Annotated in this window: 17 protein-coding genes; 10 read left to right on the forward strand and 7 right to left on the reverse strand. The window is 72.8% G+C overall.

The window, feature by feature from the left end; translation table 11 throughout:
* The first annotated feature begins 133 nt into the window (after positions 1-133).
* The 10 genes from pyk (at position 134) to ABS772_RS20305 (ending at position 11,342) form a co-directional block, all read left to right on the forward strand.
* Complete coding sequence (gene pyk / locus ABS772_RS20260; RefSeq protein ID WP_350396536.1) at positions 134-1,546, forward strand: pyruvate kinase; 1,413 nt, start codon at positions 134-136, stop codon at positions 1,544-1,546.
* 445 nt (positions 1,547-1,991) lie between these two features.
* Positions 1,992-2,081: a K(+)-transporting ATPase subunit F gene (locus ABS772_RS20265; RefSeq protein WP_183437366.1), complete on the forward strand. Its 90-nt coding sequence runs from the start codon at positions 1,992-1,994 to the stop codon at positions 2,079-2,081.
* 45 nt (positions 2,082-2,126) lie between these two features.
* Complete coding sequence (kdpA, locus tag ABS772_RS20270; RefSeq protein ID WP_350396537.1) at positions 2,127-3,842, forward strand: potassium-transporting ATPase subunit KdpA; 1,716 nt, start codon at positions 2,127-2,129, stop codon at positions 3,840-3,842.
* 2 nt (positions 3,843-3,844) lie between these two features.
* The gene (locus tag ABS772_RS20275) at positions 3,845-4,045 is read left to right on the forward strand and encodes a hypothetical protein (protein ID WP_350396539.1); all 201 of its coding nucleotides are present in this window, start codon (positions 3,845-3,847) and stop codon (positions 4,043-4,045) included.
* A gap of 69 nt (positions 4,046-4,114) precedes the next feature.
* The gene (gene kdpB / locus ABS772_RS20280) at positions 4,115-6,205 is read left to right on the forward strand and encodes a potassium-transporting ATPase subunit KdpB (RefSeq protein ID WP_350396540.1); all 2,091 of its coding nucleotides are present in this window, start codon (positions 4,115-4,117) and stop codon (positions 6,203-6,205) included.
* A gap of 13 nt (positions 6,206-6,218) precedes the next feature.
* Positions 6,219-6,836 (forward strand): K(+)-transporting ATPase subunit C, encoded by a 618-nt coding sequence (locus ABS772_RS20285; protein WP_350396541.1) that lies wholly within the window; start codon positions 6,219-6,221, stop codon positions 6,834-6,836.
* A gap of 26 nt (positions 6,837-6,862) precedes the next feature.
* Complete coding sequence (locus ABS772_RS20290) at positions 6,863-9,577, forward strand: sensor histidine kinase KdpD (RefSeq protein ID WP_350396542.1); 2,715 nt, start codon at positions 6,863-6,865, stop codon at positions 9,575-9,577.
* Between the two features lie 10 nt (positions 9,578-9,587).
* On the forward strand, positions 9,588-10,316 hold the full coding sequence (locus ABS772_RS20295; RefSeq protein ID WP_238255700.1) for a response regulator: 729 nt from the start codon (positions 9,588-9,590) through the stop codon (positions 10,314-10,316).
* Between the two features lie 37 nt (positions 10,317-10,353).
* Complete coding sequence (locus ABS772_RS20300; protein WP_350396544.1) at positions 10,354-10,815, forward strand: PTS sugar transporter subunit IIA; 462 nt, start codon at positions 10,354-10,356, stop codon at positions 10,813-10,815.
* A 107-nt stretch (positions 10,816-10,922) separates the two neighbouring features.
* A complete protein-coding gene (locus tag ABS772_RS20305) occupies positions 10,923-11,342 on the forward strand; it encodes a tellurite resistance TerB family protein (RefSeq protein WP_350396545.1) in 420 nt (139 codons plus the stop codon).
* Between the two features lie 403 nt (positions 11,343-11,745).
* Here the strand turns inward: ABS772_RS20305 and ABS772_RS20310 are convergent, their stop codons facing one another.
* Genes ABS772_RS20310 through ABS772_RS20340 form a run of 7 tightly spaced genes read right to left on the reverse strand, consistent with a single transcriptional unit; the run spans position 11,746 to position 17,649 of the window.
* Positions 11,746-12,639: a methyltransferase domain-containing protein gene (locus ABS772_RS20310; RefSeq protein WP_350396546.1), complete on the reverse strand. Its 894-nt coding sequence runs from the start codon at positions 12,637-12,639 to the stop codon at positions 11,746-11,748.
* Between the two features lie 19 nt (positions 12,640-12,658).
* Complete coding sequence (locus tag ABS772_RS20315; RefSeq protein ID WP_350396547.1) at positions 12,659-12,826, reverse strand: hypothetical protein; 168 nt, start codon at positions 12,824-12,826, stop codon at positions 12,659-12,661.
* Positions 12,823-13,497, reverse strand: a complete 675-nt coding sequence (locus tag ABS772_RS20320) for a class I SAM-dependent methyltransferase (RefSeq protein ID WP_238255705.1) — start codon at positions 13,495-13,497, stop codon at positions 12,823-12,825. Before ABS772_RS20320 ends, ABS772_RS20315 begins: the two co-directional genes overlap by 4 nt.
* A gap of 60 nt (positions 13,498-13,557) precedes the next feature.
* Positions 13,558-14,613, reverse strand: coding sequence for a glycosyltransferase (locus tag ABS772_RS20325; RefSeq protein ID WP_350396548.1), 1,056 nt, complete (start codon positions 14,611-14,613; stop codon positions 13,558-13,560).
* Positions 14,610-15,566 carry a glycosyltransferase family 2 protein gene (locus ABS772_RS20330; RefSeq protein ID WP_350396549.1) on the reverse strand — a complete coding sequence of 319 codons (957 nt, stop codon included), beginning with the start codon at positions 15,564-15,566 and terminating at the stop codon, positions 14,610-14,612. Before ABS772_RS20330 ends, ABS772_RS20325 begins: the two co-directional genes overlap by 4 nt.
* Before the next feature lie 42 nt (positions 15,567-15,608).
* Positions 15,609-16,778, reverse strand: coding sequence for a glycosyltransferase (locus tag ABS772_RS20335; RefSeq protein ID WP_350396550.1), 1,170 nt, complete (start codon positions 16,776-16,778; stop codon positions 15,609-15,611).
* Between the two features lie 16 nt (positions 16,779-16,794).
* Complete coding sequence (locus tag ABS772_RS20340; protein ID WP_350396551.1) at positions 16,795-17,649, reverse strand: glycosyltransferase family 2 protein; 855 nt, start codon at positions 17,647-17,649, stop codon at positions 16,795-16,797.
* Positions 17,650-17,701 lie beyond the last annotated feature (52 nt).

The raw sequence follows: 17,701 nt of genomic DNA on the forward strand, positions 1-17,701 counted from the left end.
CCCTGATTCGATCGCCGATTCGGTCCCGCGCGGGGTCGCCTTCGGCCGATCCTGACCAATGTGAGCGGCGTCCGCGCGACTCTGATCGCCTGATCCACTCCGACAGAGGCGGCCGTGATCGGCCGAGCCCACCATGCGCCGTCACCGCTACGCCAAGATCGTCGCCACCGTCGGCCCGGCCACCAACACGCCGGAGATGCTGAAGGCCCTGTTCCTGGCCGGCGTCGACACCTTCCGGCTCAACTTCAGCCACGGCGTCCAGGAGGATCACGCGCGGGTCCACGCCGCGATCCGCGCCCTGGAAGCCGAGGTCGGGCGCCCGATCGGCATCCTCCAGGATCTCCAGGGACCCAAGATCCGCGTCGGCACGGTGCGGGACGGACGGCTCGACCTCGCCGCGGGCGAGCGGGTGCGCTTCGTGCTCGAAGGGACGGACGGCGGCAAGGACGCCATCCCGCTGCACCATCCGGAAATCTTCGCCGCGGTCGTGCCGGGGCAGGATCTGCTGATCGACGACGGGCGGGTGCGGGTGCGGGTCGTCGGCCTCGGGGACGGCACGATCGAGGCCGAGGTGATCACGGGCGGGACGGTGTCGAACCGCAAGGGCGTGAACCTGCCCGGCACGCTGCTCGACCTCTCGCCGCTCACGGCCAAGGACCGCGCCGACCTCGCCTTCGGCCTCGAACTCGGGGTCGATTGGGTGGCGCTCTCCTTCGTGCAGAAGCCCTCCGACGTGCTGGAGGGCCGCGCCCTGATCGGGGACCGCGCCGGCATCATGACCAAGATCGAGAAGCCGCAGGCGCTGGAGCGGATCGACGACATCATCCGCCTCTCCGACGCCGTGATGGTCGCCCGCGGCGATCTCGGCGTCGAGATCCCGCACGAGGACGTGCCGGGCCGCCAGAAGGAGCTGATCCGCGCCTGCCGCCTCGCGGTGAAGCCGGTGGTGGTGGCGACGCAGATGCTCGACTCCATGGTCAGCGCGCCGGCACCCACCCGGGCCGAGGCGTCCGACGTGGCGACCGCGATCTACGACGGCGCCGACGCGGTGATGCTCTCGGCGGAATCGGCCAGCGGCCGCTACCCGGTCGAGGCGGTGGCGATGATGGACCGGATCATCCGCTCGGTGGAGCGGCACAAGCTCTACCGCTCGATCATCGCGGCCTCCGAGCCCGGCGAGGAGGAGACCCCGCCGCACGCCGTGGCGACGGCGACGGCGGTGCTGGCCGAGGCCGTCCACGCGGCGGCGATCGTCGCCTACACGGCGAGCGGCACGACCGCGGCCCGCGTCGCCCGCAAGCGGCCGGCGGTGCCGATCCTGGCGCTGACCCCGGATGTCGGCACCTCCCGCCGCCTGAGCCTGCTCTGGGGCGCGCACAGCGTCCGCACCGACGACGTCGACACCTACGAGGCGATGACCGCCGACGCCTGCCGCCACGCGCAGGCGGAAGGGTTCGCCAAGCCCCACGACCTCATCGTGACGGCGGCCGGCATCCCGTTCCATACGTCGGGGAACACCAACAACATCCGCCTGATCCAGATCTAAGGCGGCAAACCCGATCGGCCCGATCATCGAAGGCCCGCCGGACGCGGTCTGGATCTCGAGCAGGTCGCGCCGGCTCGTCGGTCCGAAGGGGTCGGCTTTCGTGTCGCCTCCGGCTGAGGAGCCCAAGCGCTCCTAGGAGCTGCCCGCCGGGCCGCGTCGGCAGCACCGGCCCGGGCGGACCGTCGATTGACCGCGCCGGACCCGGATCCCGCCCGATCCTGATGCGATCCTTATAGGATCGCCCTCCTCTCCCTCTCGAACCCTCACGCGGTTCCCGTCCACATTCGGGGCCGGCCCGGATCGGCTGCGGGGCGTCCCGCCGCCGACGGCCGGACGGATACGGACGCACCCCATGCTCGACCTCGTCTTCCTGCTCGGCGGCCTCGCCTTCTTCGGCCTGGCCGCGGGCTACGCCGCGCTCTGCGAGCGCCTCTGAGAGGCTCTCATGACCCTCGACCTCGCCCTGGGCGCCCTCGTGACCGCGGGGCTCCTCGCCTACCTCACCTTCGCCCTCGTCCGCCCGGAACGCTTCTGAGCGATGCCCGGCGGCTCCGAGCGGCCCTGACGGACCAATCCCCCCATGACTCTCGACGGATGGATCCAGATCGCGCTGTTCTGCGCGGTCGTTCTCGCGCTGGTGAAACCGCTCGGGCTCTACATGACCCGCGTCTTCACCGGCGAGCGCACCCTCCTCTCGCCCCTGCTCGCTCCGGTCGAGCGCGGGCTCTACCGGCTCGCGGGCATCGACGCGCGCCACGAGCAGACCTGGCTCGGCTACGGCCTCGCCCTGCTCGCCTTCCACGGGCTCGGCTTCGTGCTGCTCTACGCGGTGCTGCGCCTGCAGGACGTGCTGCCGCTCAACCCCATGGGCCAGGCGGCTGTGGCGCCGGACCTCGCCTTCAACACCGCGGCGAGCTTCGTCACCAACACCAACTGGCAGAACTACGGTGGCGAGAGCACCCTCTCGTACCTCTCCCAGATGCTGGGGCTGACGCACCAGAACTTCCTCTCGGCGGCCACCGGCATCGCCCTCGCCGTCGCCCTGATCCGCGGCTTTGCCCGCGCCTCGGCCAGGACGGTCGGCTCGTTCTGGGTCGACCTGACCCGCTGCACCCTCTACCTGCTGCTGCCGATCTGCCTCGTCTACGCGCTGTTCCTGGTCTCTCAGGGCATGCCGCAGACGTTTGGCGCCTACGTCGACGCCACGACCCTGGAAGGCGCGCGGCAGACCATCGCGGTCGGCCCGGTGGCGAGCCAGGTCGCGATCAAGATGCTCGGCACCAACGGCGGCGGCTTCTTCAACGCCAACGCCGCCCACCCGTTCGAGAACCCCACCGCGCTGGCGAACTTCGTCCAGATCGTCTCGATCTTCGCCCTCGGCGCCGCCCTCACCAACGTCTTCGGCCGCATGGTCGGGGACGAGCGCCAGGGCTGGGCGATCCTCGCCGCCATGGGCGTGCTGTTCCTGGCGGGCGTCGCGGTGACCTATGCCAGCGAGGCGGCGGGCAGCCCCGTCCTGAACGGGCTCGGGCTCGCCGGCGGCAACATGGAGGGCAAGGAGGTCCGGTTCGGCATCCTGGCCTCCGCCCTGTTCGCGGTGGTGACGACCGCCGCCTCCTGCGGCGCGGTCAACGCCATGCACGACTCGTTCACCGCGCTCGGCGGCCTCGTGCCGATGCTCAACATGCAGCTTGGCGAGATCATCGTCGGCGGCGTCGGCGCGGGCCTCTACGGCATGCTGGTCTTCGTCGTGGTGGCGATCTTCGTCGCCGGCCTGATGGTCGGGCGCACGCCCGAATATCTCGGCAAGAAGATCGAGGCGCGGGAGGTGAAGATGGCGATGCTGGCCATCCTCTGCCTGCCGCTGATGATGCTGGGCGGCACCGCGCTCGCCACGGTGCTGCCGGCGGGGCTGGCCGGCCCCGCCAATGCCGGCCCGCACGGCTTCTCGGAGATCCTCTACGCCTTCACCTCGGCGGCGGCCAACAACGGCTCGGCCTTCGCTGGGCTCTCCGGAAACACGCCGTTCTACAACAGCCTGCTCGCCGTTGGCATGCTGGTCGGCCGCTTCTTCGTCATCATCCCGGCGCTGGCCATCGCCGGTTCCCTCGCGGCCAAGAAGACGCTGCCCGCCTCCGCCGGCACCTTCCCGACCCATGGCGGGCTGTTCGTGGGCCTGCTCGTCGGCGTCATCCTGATCGTCGGCGGCCTGACCTTCCTCCCCTCGCTCGCCCTCGGCCCCATCGTCGAGCACCTCGCCGGTGCGGCCGGGCAGACGTTTCCGGCGGGGGGCTGAGCATGCCGCGCGCCCTCTCCCCCCGGCGCCTGCCCCGCGCCCGGCCGGCGCCGCGCCGCCTGCCCCGGCATCGGGCGCATGGCGGCCCGCTCCGGCCGGTCCGCGTCTCCGACCTCGTGCTGGCGCTCCTCTTCGTGGCCCTGCTCGGCGGCCTCGCCCTGCTGGCGGCCTTCGCCCTGGCCGCCGGGACGACGGCGCCCTGACCGGCCCAAGAAACCTCCGATGACCCGGCCGCGCCGGGCCTCCCGCTCCCTTTCCGGACGCACCGACCCATGTCCCGTGAGAAAAAATCCCTGTTCAGCGCCGCCCTGATCGGGCCGGCGCTCCGCGGCGCGCTCGCCAAGCTCGATCCGCGGGCCATGATCCGCAACCCGGTCATGTTCGTGGTCGAGGTGGTGGCGGCGCTCACCACCGGGCTCTTCGTCCGCGACCTCGCCGCGGGCGGGCCCGACCTGTTCTTCTCCGGCCAGATCGTCCTGTGGCTCTGGTTCACCCTGCTGTTCGCGAACTTCGCCGAGGCGCTCGCGGAAGGCCGCGGCAAGGCCCAGGCCGACGCGCTCCGGCGCACCCGCACCGAGATGACGGCCAAGCGCCTCACCGGCGGCGGACCCGGCTACGAGACCGTGCCCGGAACCGCGCTCACGGTCGGCGACGTGGTGCTGGTCGAGGCCGGCGACCTGATTCCCTCCGACGGCGAGGTGATCGAGGGCGTCGCCTCCGTCAACGAGGCCGCCATCACCGGCGAGTCCGCCCCCGTCATCCGCGAATCCGGCGGCGACCGCTCGGCGGTGACCGGCGGCACGCAGGTGCTCTCCGACGCGATCAAGGTGCGCATCACCGCGGCGGCCGGCGCGACCTTCGTCGACCGCATGATCCGCCTCGTCGAGGGCGCGTCGCGGCAGAAGACGCCCAACGAGATCGCGCTCAACATCCTGCTCGCGGGGCTGACCATCGTCTTCGTCTTCGCGGTGGCCTCGATCCCGAGCTTCGCGGCCTATGCGGGCGGATCGATCCCCGTCATCGTGCTGGTGGCGCTCTTCGTCACGCTGATCCCGACCACCATCGGCGCGCTGCTCTCCGCCATCGGCATCGCCGGAATGGACCGGCTGGTGCGCTTCAACGTGCTCGCGATGTCCGGCCGCGCCGTCGAGGCGGCGGGCGACGTCGACACGCTGCTGCTCGACAAGACCGGCACGATCACGCTCGGCAACCGGCAGGCGACGGAGTTCCGGCCGGTCCGCGGCGTCTCCGAGGCGGAGCTGGCCGACGCGGCGCAACTCGCCTCGCTCGCCGACGAGACGCCGGAGGGCCGCTCCATCGTCGTGCTCGCCAAGGAGAAGGTCGGCCTGCGCGCCCGCGACATGGCCGGGCTCAACGCCACCTTCGTGCCCTTCACCGCGCAGTCGCGGATGTCGGGCGTGGATCTGGAGGGCAGCGCGATCCGCAAGGGCGCGGTCGAGGCCGTGATCGCCTCGGTCTCCGGCCAGCCGACGGCGACGCGGGGGTCCAGTGCCGCCCTGGCGTACCATCCCGCCGCCGAGACCGAGGCGGTGGGCGAGATCCGGGCGATCGCCGAGGAGATCGCCAGGGCCGGCGGCACGCCCCTCGCCGTGGCGAAGGACGGCCGCCTGCTCGGCGTCATCGCCCTGAAGGACATCGTGAAGGGCGGCATCCGCGAGCGCTTCGCCGAGCTGCGCCGGATGGGCATCCGCACGGTCATGATCACCGGCGACAACCCCGTCACCGCCGCGGCCATCGCGGCGGAGGCCGGCGTCGACGACTTCCTCGCCCAGGCGACGCCGGAGGACAAGCTGGCGCTGATCCGGCGCGAGCAGGCCGAGGGCAAGCTGGTCGCCATGTGCGGCGACGGCACCAACGACGCGCCGGCGCTGGCCCAGGCCGATGTCGGCGTCGCCATGAACACCGGCACGGTGGCGGCCCGCGAGGCCGGCAACATGGTCGATCTCGATTCCGACCCGACCAAGCTCATCGAGATCGTCGGCATCGGCAAGCAGCTGCTGATGACGCGTGGCGCGCTCACCACCTTCTCCATCGCCAACGACGTGGCCAAATACTTCGCCATCCTCCCGGCGATGTTCCTGACGCTCTATCCGCCGCTCCAGGCGCTCAACGTGATGGGGCTCGCCTCGCCGCAGAGCGCGATCCTCTCGGCCATCATCTTCAACGCGCTCGTCATCGTGGCGCTGATCCCGCTGGCGCTGCGGGGCGTCACCTACCGGGCGGTCGGGGCGGCCGCGCTGCTGCGGCGCAACCTCCTCGTCTACGGCCTCGGCGGCGTGCTGGTGCCCTTCCTCGGCATCAAGGCCATCGACATGGCCGTCTCCGCCCTCCACCTCGCTTAGAATGGAACACGCCATGTCGAACCCGCTCCGCCCCGCCCTCGTCCTCCTCGTCGCCCTGACGGCGGTGACCGGCCTCGCCTACCCGCTCGCGGTCACCGGCCTCGCCGGGGCGATCTTCCCGGCCGAGGCCGCCGGCAGCCTGATCGAGCGCGACGGCAGGATCGTCGGCTCCGCCCTGATCGGGCAGTCCTTCACCGGGGCCGGCTTCTTCCACGGCCGCCCCTCGGCCACCACCGCGCCGGACCCGGCGGATGCGGCTAAGACCGTGCCGGCGCCCTACAACGCGGCCAATTCCATGGGCTCCAACCTCGGCCCCACCAGTGCGGCTCTGGCCGAGCGCGTGCGGGCCGACCTCGACCGACTCAAGGCCGAGAATCCCGGCCGGCCGGTGCCGGTCGATCTCGTCACGACGAGCAGCTCGGGGCTCGACCCCGACCTCTCGCCCGAGGCCGCCCTGTTCCAGGTGCCGCGGGTGGCCCGTGCCCGCAATCTGCCCGAGGAGGCGGTCCGCGGCCTCGTCGCCGCGCAGGTGCGGGGGCGGACCCTCGGCTTGCTCGGCGAGCCGCGCGTCAACGTGCTGGCGCTGAACCTCGCTTTGGACGACCTTGCCGCCGCCGGGGCCCGCCGCTGAGAAGGGCGCGTGACCGAGAAAGGCGCATGAGCGAGACTGGCCGCGACCCGAACCGCCCCTCGCCCGACGCGCTGCTCGACGCGGCGCGCCGGGAGGAGCGGACGCGCGGCCGGCTCAAGCTCTTCCTCGGGGCCGCGCCCGGCGTCGGCAAGACCTACGAGATGCTCACCGTCGGCCGCGCGCGGCTCAAGGCCGGCGCCGACGTGGTGGTCGGCGTGGTCGAGACCCATGGCCGGGCCGAGACCGAGGCGCTGCTCGACGGCTTCGAGGTCGTCCCGCGCCGCGCCGTGCCCTATCACGGCACGGTGCTGGAGGAGATGGACCTCGACGCGCTGCTCGTTCGCCGGCCGGACCTCGCGCTCGTGGACGAACTCGCCCACACCAACGCGCCGGGCTCGCGCCACCCGAAGCGCTATCAGGACGTCGAGGAACTGCTCGAGGCCGGCATCGACGTGCTGACGACGCTCAACATCCAGCACGTCGAGAGCCTCAACGACGTGGTCGCCTCGATCACCCGCATCCGGGTGCGCGAGACGGTGCCGGACGGCGTCCTCGACCGGGCCGACGACATCGAGGTGGTCGACCTCAACCCCGACGACCTGATCGAGCGCCTGAAGGCGGGCAAGGTCTACGTGCCCTCGAACGCCGAGCGGGCGCTCCGGCACTACTTTTCCCGCGGCAACCTCACGGCGCTGCGCGAACTGGCGCTCCGCCGCACCGCCGACCGGGTCGACGACGAGCTCCTGAGCCACATGCGGGCGAACGCCATCCCCGGCCCCTGGGCGGCGGGCGAGCGGGTGCTGGTCTGCGTCAGCGAGGATCCGCGCTCCGGCGGCCTGGTGCGCTACGCCAAGCGTCTCGCCGACCGGCTGCACGCGCCCTGGACGGCGCTTTTCATCGAGGGGCCGCGGGCGGCGTCGCTCGGCGAGGCGCAGCGCGACCGGATCGCCGAGGCCCTGCGGCTGGCCGACCGGCTCGGGGGCGACGCCGTCACCCTGCCGGGCGGGCGGCGCATCGCCGACGACATCCTCGCCTATGCCCGTTCCGCCAACGTGAACCACATCGTCGTCGGCAAGGCGACGCGCTCCTGGGCCTTCGAGCTCCTGAACGGCTCGGTGGTGCACGACCTCGTGCGGCGCTGCGGCGACATCAGCGTGCACGTGGTGCCGGGCGCCGCCGTACCGGCCGAGACGGCGCCCCGCCGCCCGGTGGCCACCCTCGCGCCGCCCGCAAGGGTCGATTTCAGCGCCTACGCCCTCTCGCTCGCCGCGACGGCGGCGGGGCTCGGCCTCGCCCTCCTGCTCCAGCCCTATACCGGCGTCGAGAACGCCGACCTGATCCTGCTGACGGCGGTGGTGGCGGTGGCGGTCCGCTTCGGCCTCGGTCCCTCGCTCGCGGCGGTCGTGGCGGCCTCGCTCGCCTACAACTTCTTCTTCCTGCCGCCGGTCTACACCCTGACCATCGCCGACCCGACCAACGTCGCGGCCTTCCTCCTCTTCACCGTGGTGGCGGTCGTCGTCTCGAACCTCGCCGCGCGGGTGCGCCGGTTCGCCCTCGTCAGCCAGGGCCGGGCGCGGGCGACCGAGCGGCTCTACGGCTTCTCCCGCAAGCTCTCCGGCTGCGGCACCCTCGACGACGTGCTCTGGGCCACCTCCGCCCAGGTCGCGGCCATGCTGAAGGTCCGGGTCGTGCTGCTCCTGCCCGAGGAGGGAGCCGTCACCGTGCGGGCCGGCTACCCGCCCGAGGACCGGCTGGAGGAGGCCGACCGCGCCGCCGCCCAGTGGGCCTTCGACAACGACCGCCCAGCCGGGCGCGGCGCCGACACGCTGCCCGGCGCCCGCCGCCTGTTCCTGCCGATGCGCACCGGCCGCGGCACCCTCGGCGTGATCGGCCTCGACGCCGACGGCACCGGGCCGATCCTGACGCCGGAGGGGCGCCGCCTCCTCGACGCCCTCGCCGACATGGGCGCGCTCGCCATCGAGCGCGTGCGGCTGGTGGAGGACCTCGACCGGGCCGAGCGCGCCGCCGAGACCGACCGGCTGGCGCGGGCGCTCCTGACCTCGATCAGCCACGACCTGCGCACGCCGCTCGCCTCCGTGCTCGGCGCGGCCAGCACCCTGCGCGACCTCGACGCGGCGCTCCCGCCCGAGGCCAAGGCGGACCTGCTCGCGACCATCATCGAGGAATCGGAGCGGTTGAACCGCTTCATCGCCAACCTCCTCGACATGACCCGCCTGGAGGCCGGCGCCGTGACGCCGAACCGCGTGCCCCAGGACGTGTCCGAGACCGTCGACACGGCCCTGCGCCGGGTCGAGGCGGTGCTCGCGGGTCACCGGGTCGCGGTGGAGGTCGCGCCCGACCTGCCGACCCTGAGGCTCGATCCGGTCCTGTTCGAGCAGGTGCTCGTCAACCTGCTCGACAACGCCGCCAAATACGCCCCTGAGGACACTTTGGTGACCGTCCGCGCCCGCCGCGACGGCGCGTCGGTCCGCATCGAGGTGCTGGACGAGGGGGCCGGGCTGCCCGAGGGGGAGGCCGAGCGCGTGTTCGACAAGTTCTACCGGGTGCGCAAGGGCGACCGGGTCCGCGCCGGCACGGGGCTCGGCCTCGCCATCGCCCGCGGCTTCGTCGAGGCGATGGGCGGGCGCGTCACCGCCGCCAACCGCCGCGACCGGAGCGGGGCCTGCTTCACCGTCACCCTGCCGGTTCCGGCCGGGACCGCGAGGGACATCGCCGCATGAGCCCGATTTTATGAGCCCGACCATCCTGGTCATCGACGACGAGCCGCCGATCCGCCGGCTCCTGCGCACGGGGCTCGCGACGCAGGGCTACGCCATCCTGGAGGCGGGCAGCGCCGCCGCGGCGCAGGCGGTGCTGGGGCGGGACAGGGTCGATCTGATCATCCTCGATCTCGGCCTGCCCGACATGCGCGGCCACGACCTGCTGCGCGCGATCCGCGCGCGCCATCCCGGCCTGCCCGTGGTGGTGCTGTCGAGCCGAGACGACGAGGGCGGCAAGGTCGAGGCGCTCGATCTCGGCGCCGACGACTACGTCACCAAGCCCTTCGGCATGGCGGAGCTGCTCGCCCGCCTGCGGGCGGCCCTGCGGCACCAGCTCGCGGTCCAGGGCGAGCGCCCGGTCTTCCGGGTCGACCGCCTCTCGGTCGATCTCGTCCGGCGCATCGTGCGGATCGACGGCGCCGAGGTGAAGCTCACCCCGCGCGAGTACGACTTCTTGCGGGTCCTGGTGATGCATGCCGGCAAGGTGCTGACCCACGCCCAGCTGATGCAGGCGGTCTCGGTCTCGTCGGACCCCCAGTACCTGCGGGTCTACATGCGCCAGCTCAGGCAGAAGCTGGAGGTCGATCCCGAGCGCCCGCGCATCCTCCTCACCGAGACCGGCGTCGGCTACCGCCTGCGGGCGCCCGACGACGAACCGGCCCCCACGCCCGGGACGGCCGTGCCGGTGCCGAAGCCGTGACGCCGGCCCCGAGGGCCGCCGGAGGCCGGACGGCGCGATGACCCTCGACGACCTCCTCGCCCCGGACAGCGTGATCCCCGACCTGCGCGCCTCCGGCAAGGCCGCCCTCCTCGACGACCTGGCCCGGCGCGCGGCGCGGGCGCTCGACCTCGACGCCGGCGAGATCCTCGCGGCCCTCGTCCGGCGCGAGGGGCTCGGCTCCACCGGGATCGGTGCGGGCGTGGCCCTGCCGCATGCGCGCCTGGACGCCGTCCGGCGGCCCTACGGCCTCCTGGCGCGCCTGCGCGAGCCCCTCGACTTCGAGGCGGTCGACGAGCGGCCGGTCGACCTCGTGTTCCTGCTGCTGCTGCCGACGGAGAGCGGCGGCGAGCCCCTGAACGCCCTGGCCCGCGTCGCGCGCCAGCTGCGGGACCCGGAGAACGCGGCGGCGCTGCGGGCCGCGCGGAACGCAGCCGGCCTCTCCGCGCTGGTGAGCGGCCGGTCCCTCGGCACGGGGTGACCCGACAAGGACCGCGCTGTCGTCATTCCGATGCACGAAGCGCGTAGGTGGGGCCATCATCCTCGCCGCCGCAACGAGGAGCCCGCAACGCCTGGAGAGGTCCGCCGATGTTCAACATGTTCAAGCCGCAAGCGTCCCTCGACCTCACGCCGCGGAACTGCCTGGCCGCCTCGCTGATCTACTGCATGGCCTCCGACGGCGAGATCGACCCCGAGGAGATCGGCCACCTGATCTCGGTCCTGGGACGAAACGCGACGCGCTCGCAGCTCGACGCGGTCCTGCGCTACACCCGCGCCACCCAGCCGGCCCAGTTCCTCGCCGATGCGGCGCCCCGGCTGCGGCCGGATCAGCGGCTCTGCATCGTCCTGAACATGATCGACAGCGCGATGGCGGACGGCGAGGCCGAGCCCGGCGAGGAGCGGCTGATCCTGCAATTCGCGCAGGCTTTCGCGCTGTCCGAGAGCGAGCTGACGCCTCATTTCCGCACGCTCGTGGCCAAGAACGAGCGGGCCGTGCTGGACCGCTGACCGGACCCGCTGAGATCTCGGCTGCCGGAAGCGGTCCAGGCCGAGCGGGACCGGGTGCAAGCGCTCCCCGGCAAGCAACTCCGGCCGGGGAGCGCCTGAAAATCTCCGCGCCCGCTCCTCGGGCTAAACGTCGTGGGAGTACCGGAGCCGTGGCCCATTCGGGCGGGGCAGCCTAGATAGAAACTCGCTGTCTAAGAATGCGCAGCGTCGGAAATGCTTGCTCCTGGTGCGTTCGCTCGGGTCGAACCAGTCAATGGCAATCCATACGGAATCCCGCCCCTCGCGGCGCCATTCCGATTTCGTGCTTCGGCGAGGTTCGTCATCGCTGGCGCGACGGAGGGCCGTCCTCACGCCTCGCTGGGGTGAGACAGGCTTCGCCCTGATCTCGATCGAGTCAGCCCTCTCATCGGGTCGCGAGCAGCGTTGCCCTCCGCTGCTGCCGCTCGAGGATCTGACGCAGATGGGCGACGGCGCCCACCTGCATGCCGCGCAGCGCCTCCGGATCCGTTTCGCCGTCGCGCCGCATCGACACGTAGAACTCGAACTGCTCCGGCTCCGTCGCGGCGATCCGGTTCAGCACGAACGGGAACAGACCGAGACGGGCCGCCGCCTCGACGAGGTCGAGGAAGGACAGGGGCGTGAACACCCAGCAATGACACTCCTGATAGCGGCCCGAGGCGTGGGTGTCCCTGGCGTGCTCGTAGGCCAGGGCCAGGGCGGCCTCGCCGCACAATCGCGGTGCCCGCGCCGGATCCTCGCCCGCCCAGATCCCGCCGGGTTCGATGGCGAGCGCCTGATAGGTGTGGGCGAAGATCTGGCGCGGGCTCGGCCGGCCGTAGTCCAGCAGGTCGGCCTCGACCAGTTCGGCGATGGTGCTGTCGGCCCGCCCCGCATCGAACATGAAGCGCCGGTCGGGCAGCGACAGGTTGAGCACGCCCCCGGGCCGCAGCACCGCATGGATGCCGCGAAACCACCCGAGGAGGTTGGGCACGTACTGCGCGACCTGCGCGGCGATGGCGAAGTCGAGGCCGTCCGTCCCGAGCACGGACGCCAGCGAGCCGGAGCCCGCCCAGGCGTGATCGATCGGCACGGCCTCGTCGAGGCCGGCCTGCGCGTCGACGGCGCGATCGACATAGGCGACGCGGATCCCCTCCGGCAGGGCCGTCGGGTTGTTCGCCGGCCCGAATTCGAGGCCCCGGGCCTCGGGGAGAGGAACATCGTGCGTGAGACGGGCAAGGCGCCGGTCGGCCGCCCTGCGCGCCAGAAAAGCGTCCAGCGACAGGAAACCGGGATGCATGTCGCGGACGCCTCACCTCTCAGTCGCAGGAGAGTGCAGGATAGCGCATTTCATCTGCCCAGGAACACGCGTCAGCGAGGGATCGGGCAAAGGCGGTACCGAGGCGGATCCGCTCGGCCTCGACGAGGGGGCCGTCGACGGCGACCGGGCGGCAGCGGGTCTCCGCCTCGTCGAGATCAAGGATCATCGTCGATCGGGCTTCTTGAACTTACATTTCCCGTCGAAAGACCATGGGCCTTCGACCGCACATTCCGCACAGAACTGATCGACCGCGCGGGTGACGCCGGGGAAGCGGCCGCCGAGGCGGTCGTAATCGTCGGCGATGAACAGGCCGCCGGGCCGCAGCAGCGGCCACCAGGCCCGCAGGTCGGCCGCGACCGATGCCTCCTCGTGGCCGGCATCGAGATGGATCACGTCGGCGGTGACCCCGCGCAGGCGCATCAGCGCGGCGGCGTTCACTGAGTCGAGCGGCAGCGGCACCACCCGCTCGGCCAGCCCCTCGCGCAGGACGTTGGCGAGGAAGGTGCGGTAGAGGCTCGGGAAGCCGTGCTCGGTGGCGAGTTCGGCGAACAGGCCCTCGTCCGCCCAGTGGTCGACGGCGCCGAGCCAGGTATCGACCGCGATCACCGTGCCCGGGATCGCGCGCTCGGCCATGGTGCGGGCCATGTGGAGCGCGCTCGCTCCCTTCCACGTGCCGACCTCGACGACCACGGCGGGGCGGACCTGCTCCACCGCCTCCGCGAGATAGGGGTGCCCGCTGCGCCAGCCCTGCAGGTCGAGGGGACGCAGCCCGTCCGGGGGATCGGCGAAGGGATCGCGGCCGTGCCAGAGCGCGGCGATGAGGTCGTGTCGGGTCATTCTCGGCTCGGGCTGCGGGGAGAGGTGCGCCCGGAGGGTCCGGCGCGGATGGGGAGCGGGTCAGGCGGCGCGGGCCTCGGCGTAGAAGGCCTCGCACCGGTCGAGCCACCGGTCGCGGGTGAACAGGCGCAGGACGCGCCCGTGCGGGACCGCGCGCGGGATCGCCCGCGCCGCATCGAGGGCGTGGGCGAGGGCGGCCTCGTCCCCGGGGGGAACGAGACGGCCGGCCTCGCCGACGATCTCTTCGGCCGCGCCCCGGGCGAACCCGGCCACGGGCAGGCCGCAGGCCATCGCCTCGACCATCACCAGCCCGAACGGCTCGTCCCAGCACGGGGTGAACAGGAAGACGGAGGCGCGGCCGATCTCGCGCGCCAGCGCCGCGCCGCCGAGATGGCCGCCGTAGCGGATCCCGCCGCCGAGGAGCGGGGCGACCGCGCTCTCCCAGTAGGCGGGCTCCTCGATCGGGCCGAACAACGTCAGCGGCAGGCCCGCCCGCCGGGCCGCGCGAACAGCGAGGTGCGTGCCCTTGACCGGCGCGATGCGCCCGCACCAGACGGCGCTGCCGTCGCCCTGCTCCCGGAAGGGCCAGGCGGCGGGATCGATGCCGTTGTGCAGCACCGAGACCTGCGGCGGCGCGCCCTCCGGCCACCACGCCCGAGCGTGCGCCCGCGAGGTCGCGGTGATGCGGTGGCCGGGGGTGACGCTCTCGTGCACGAACCAGCGCAGGGCGTCGTAGGGCGGCACGTGCAGCGAGGTCACCGTCGGCACCGCCTCCGTGCGGCGGCGCTCCAGCGGCAGCCGGCTCAGGCTGTTGTTGTGCAGCACGTCGAAGCCGCCGGCGGCGATCCGGTCGCAAGCGGCGGCATAGCCCGCGTCGACATGCGCCCTCAGCTCCGGATCGCCCCGGTGCTCCATCCCCGGGAAACGTCGCTCGTGATGCACGGGGATCACCGGGTCGACGGCGAAGCGCCCGTCGCTGTCGCCGGCGGCGAACAGCACGACGTCGTGGCCGCGCGCCGTCAGCCCCTCGGCGAGATGCCAGGTATGGGCCTCCAGCCCGCCGGCGAAGGGCGGCGCGATCGGGTGACGCAGATGGGCGAGGAGCGCGATCCTCACGCGGTCACCGGCACCGTCACCGGCACCGGGGCCGGTTCCGCCGCGTCCCGTTCGCGCGCCTTCGCCTCCAGGAAGCGGATGACGGAGGCGGCGTTGGTGTAGGGCTGGTGGCTCTGCTGCCCGGTGAGCGCGAGGTCCGCGGCGTCGGGGCGGCGCAGGATGCGGATCGGCCGGTCGGGCGTGTCGTCGATCAGGCCCATCACCTTGAAGGCGTAGAGCCAGTGGCCCATGGTGCGGTAGCCCCACTTGGCCTCGAACAGCTCGGCGTTGCGCACCACGCTGTCGAGATGGTGGATCGGCGGCATGTGGTGCGGGTGGTACTGGTGATAGGCCAGCGCGCCCTTCATCCAGGCGATGGGGATGCCGCGCCGGTCGAGGATCTTGCCGAAATCGGTGTCCTCGCCGCCGTAGCCGGTGTAGCGCTCGTCGAAGCCGCCGACCGCCTCGAACGTCGCCCGGCGGATCGCGAAGTTGAGCGACCAGAAGCAGCGGTAATCGGTGCAGATCTCGAGCCCCGAGGCGGGCGGGCCGCGCCGGTCGGAATGCTTTTCCGCGACCTCCGCGAGGTCGGGATAGTCCCAATCGCCCGACGTCGCGCGCTCCGGCAGGTGCAGCACCTCGCCCATCAGCAGGCCGTCGAGCTCCGAGAGGCCCCGGGCGTAATCCGCCACGAAGTCGGGCGTCGGAATGCAGTCGACGTCGAGGAAGGCGATCATCGCGCCGGAGGCCGCCGCCACGCCGCGGTTGCGCGCGGCGGCGAGCGGCAGCTCGGTGCCCGTCACCGGAATCTGGCGGACGGGGAAGCCGACTTCCGGCAGGTCGTAGGGCGCGTCCTGCATCACGGCGACGATGAACTCGGCGGGTTTCTGCGTCTGGCGCTCCAGCCCGCGCAGGACGTTGCGCAGATGAGCGGATCGCCCCTTGGCCAGGGTGACGACGGACACGGTGGACATGCGGTGCCTGGGCTCCGGCGATCGAGGGAGGGGACGGGTCGTTCAGCCGGCCGCGACGACGCGCAGCGGGGCCGGCGCCTCGGCGGCGGGCCGGCCCTGCCACAGCTCGTCGGTCAGCCCTTCGAGCCAGCCGGCCGCGCGCCGGGCCGCGTCCGGCGCGTAGAGGCTGCGCAGCACGCTTCCATCGAGGCTGCGGGCGCGGGCGAGGAGGTCGCGCCAGCCCTGGAGGTCGCCGGGCCATCGCGGCGCCTGGACCGCGGCGCCGAGGCGGACCAGCGCCTCGGCTTTGCGGGTCTGCTCGCCGAAATAGCGCCATTCCGGCATGACGATGAGGCGCCCGCCGACCCGGGCGACCTCGTGCACGGTGTTGTCGCCGGCCGAGGCGACGACGATGTCGGCAGCCGCGAGGTAGTCGGTCACCGAGGGCACCCAGCCGAGCTCGCGCAGGTTGGCGAAATCGGTCTCGTGGCCCTCGCGGTGGGTCGGTCCGAGGGTGAGCCAGAGCGCGTCGGGCGCGGCGCGGGCGGCGACCGTCAGCGGCGCGTAGGGCGTGCCGCTGCCCCCGCCCCCGGTGACGGCGACGACGATCTCGCGGGCCGGGTCGAGGCCGAGCCGGGCGCGGGCCTCGGCGCGGTCGGGCACCCGGTCGATGCTGGTGCACAGGCCGCCGCTGTAGAACGTCTTTCGACGCAGATGCGCCGGGTAGTCGTCCTGCTCCAGCCGCTCGTCGAAGGGCGCGAGCATGCCGACGCAGGCCTCGTAGGCGCCGATATGCCCGAGATCGCCGCGGTCGCCGTGCATCCGGATCTGAACGGCCGGCACGCTGGCGATGCGCGCGAGCAGCGCGATCTCGGCCGAGACGTCGACCACGAACAGCCCGACCGCGCGCTCGTCGAGATGGTCGAGGATGGCCCGCATGGTCCGGCGCATCTCGGAAAGGCCGAGCGGGACGCAATGCATCACCGGCGGCGTCGGCTCGGCGTAGAGGCGCGGGGTCGGCACCGCGGCGCCGATCATGTCTGGCAGCGCCACAATCTCGATGTCGCGCTCGATGTCGCGCTCGATGTCGCGGGAGACGCCGTCGAACAGGTGCGGACCGGCGGTCAGCACCGAGACCGGACGGTCGCGGGCGAATTCGGCGGCCACGGCCATCGTGCGGTTGGCGTGGCCGCGGCCCTGGTGATGGACGAAGAACGCGATGGGTTTTTTCATCGAAAAGACCGGCCTCTCAGGAGAACAGGGCGTCGGGCCGGAGGGCTGCGGCGATCTCGGGCGCGCTCGGGGGGCGGAGGCGGCGGATCGCGGGGGCGTCGGCGTCCCAATCGATCAGCCCGGCGGCGCGGAACTGGTCGAGCCAGTAGGTCATGCACCAGCGGCCGTGCCGCGCGCGGAAGCGGGTCGCGTTGGCGAGGATCGCGTCGAAATGCTGGAGCGGGGGCACGTGGACCGGGTGATGCTGGTGGTAGGCCCGCGCGCCCGCGACCCAGAAGGTCGGCAGCCCGGATTGCGCGAGGCGGGCGGCGAGATCCGTCTCCTCGCCGCCGTAGCCGGCATAGGCCTCGTCCATGCCGCCGACCGCGTGCCACGCCTCGGCCGGCAGGGCGAAGGACAGGCCCCAGAGCTGGCCCGCATCGGGCTCTCGCCGCAGGCCCGCCACGGGCACGGGAGGCCGGGCCGGGTGGGCGCGGCCGAGGCGGTCGAGCGCGGCGGGCTCCGGCTCCGTGCCGTCGGGGATCGCCTGCGGCGGCAGGTAGAGAACCTCGCCGAGGAACAGGCCGCGCTCCGCCGCGGCGGCCTCGGCGTAGGCCGCCACCAGGGTCGGACCCGGGATGCAATCGACGTCGAGGAAGACGAGGACGTCGCCGGCCGCCGCCGCGACCGCCCGGTTGCGCGCGGCGGCGAGCGGCATCGGCTCGCCCGGCACGTGGAGATGGCGCACCGGGCAGCCGGGATCGGGCAGGTCGGGCGCCCGGTCCGGCTGCATCCAGGCGATCACCAACTCGCGCGGGGGCACGGTCTGGCGGGCGAGGCCGCGCATCAGGTTGCGGAGCCGGTCGGCCCGGCCACGGACCAGGGTGAGCACGCTCGTCGCCTCGCCGGAAGGCGGTCGAGGGCGGGTCACGCGGGCGCCCGGG

The sequence above is a fragment of the Methylorubrum podarium genome (assembly GCF_040270385.1).
GTDB classification, from domain to species: Bacteria; Pseudomonadota; Alphaproteobacteria; order Rhizobiales; family Beijerinckiaceae; genus Methylobacterium; species Methylobacterium podarium.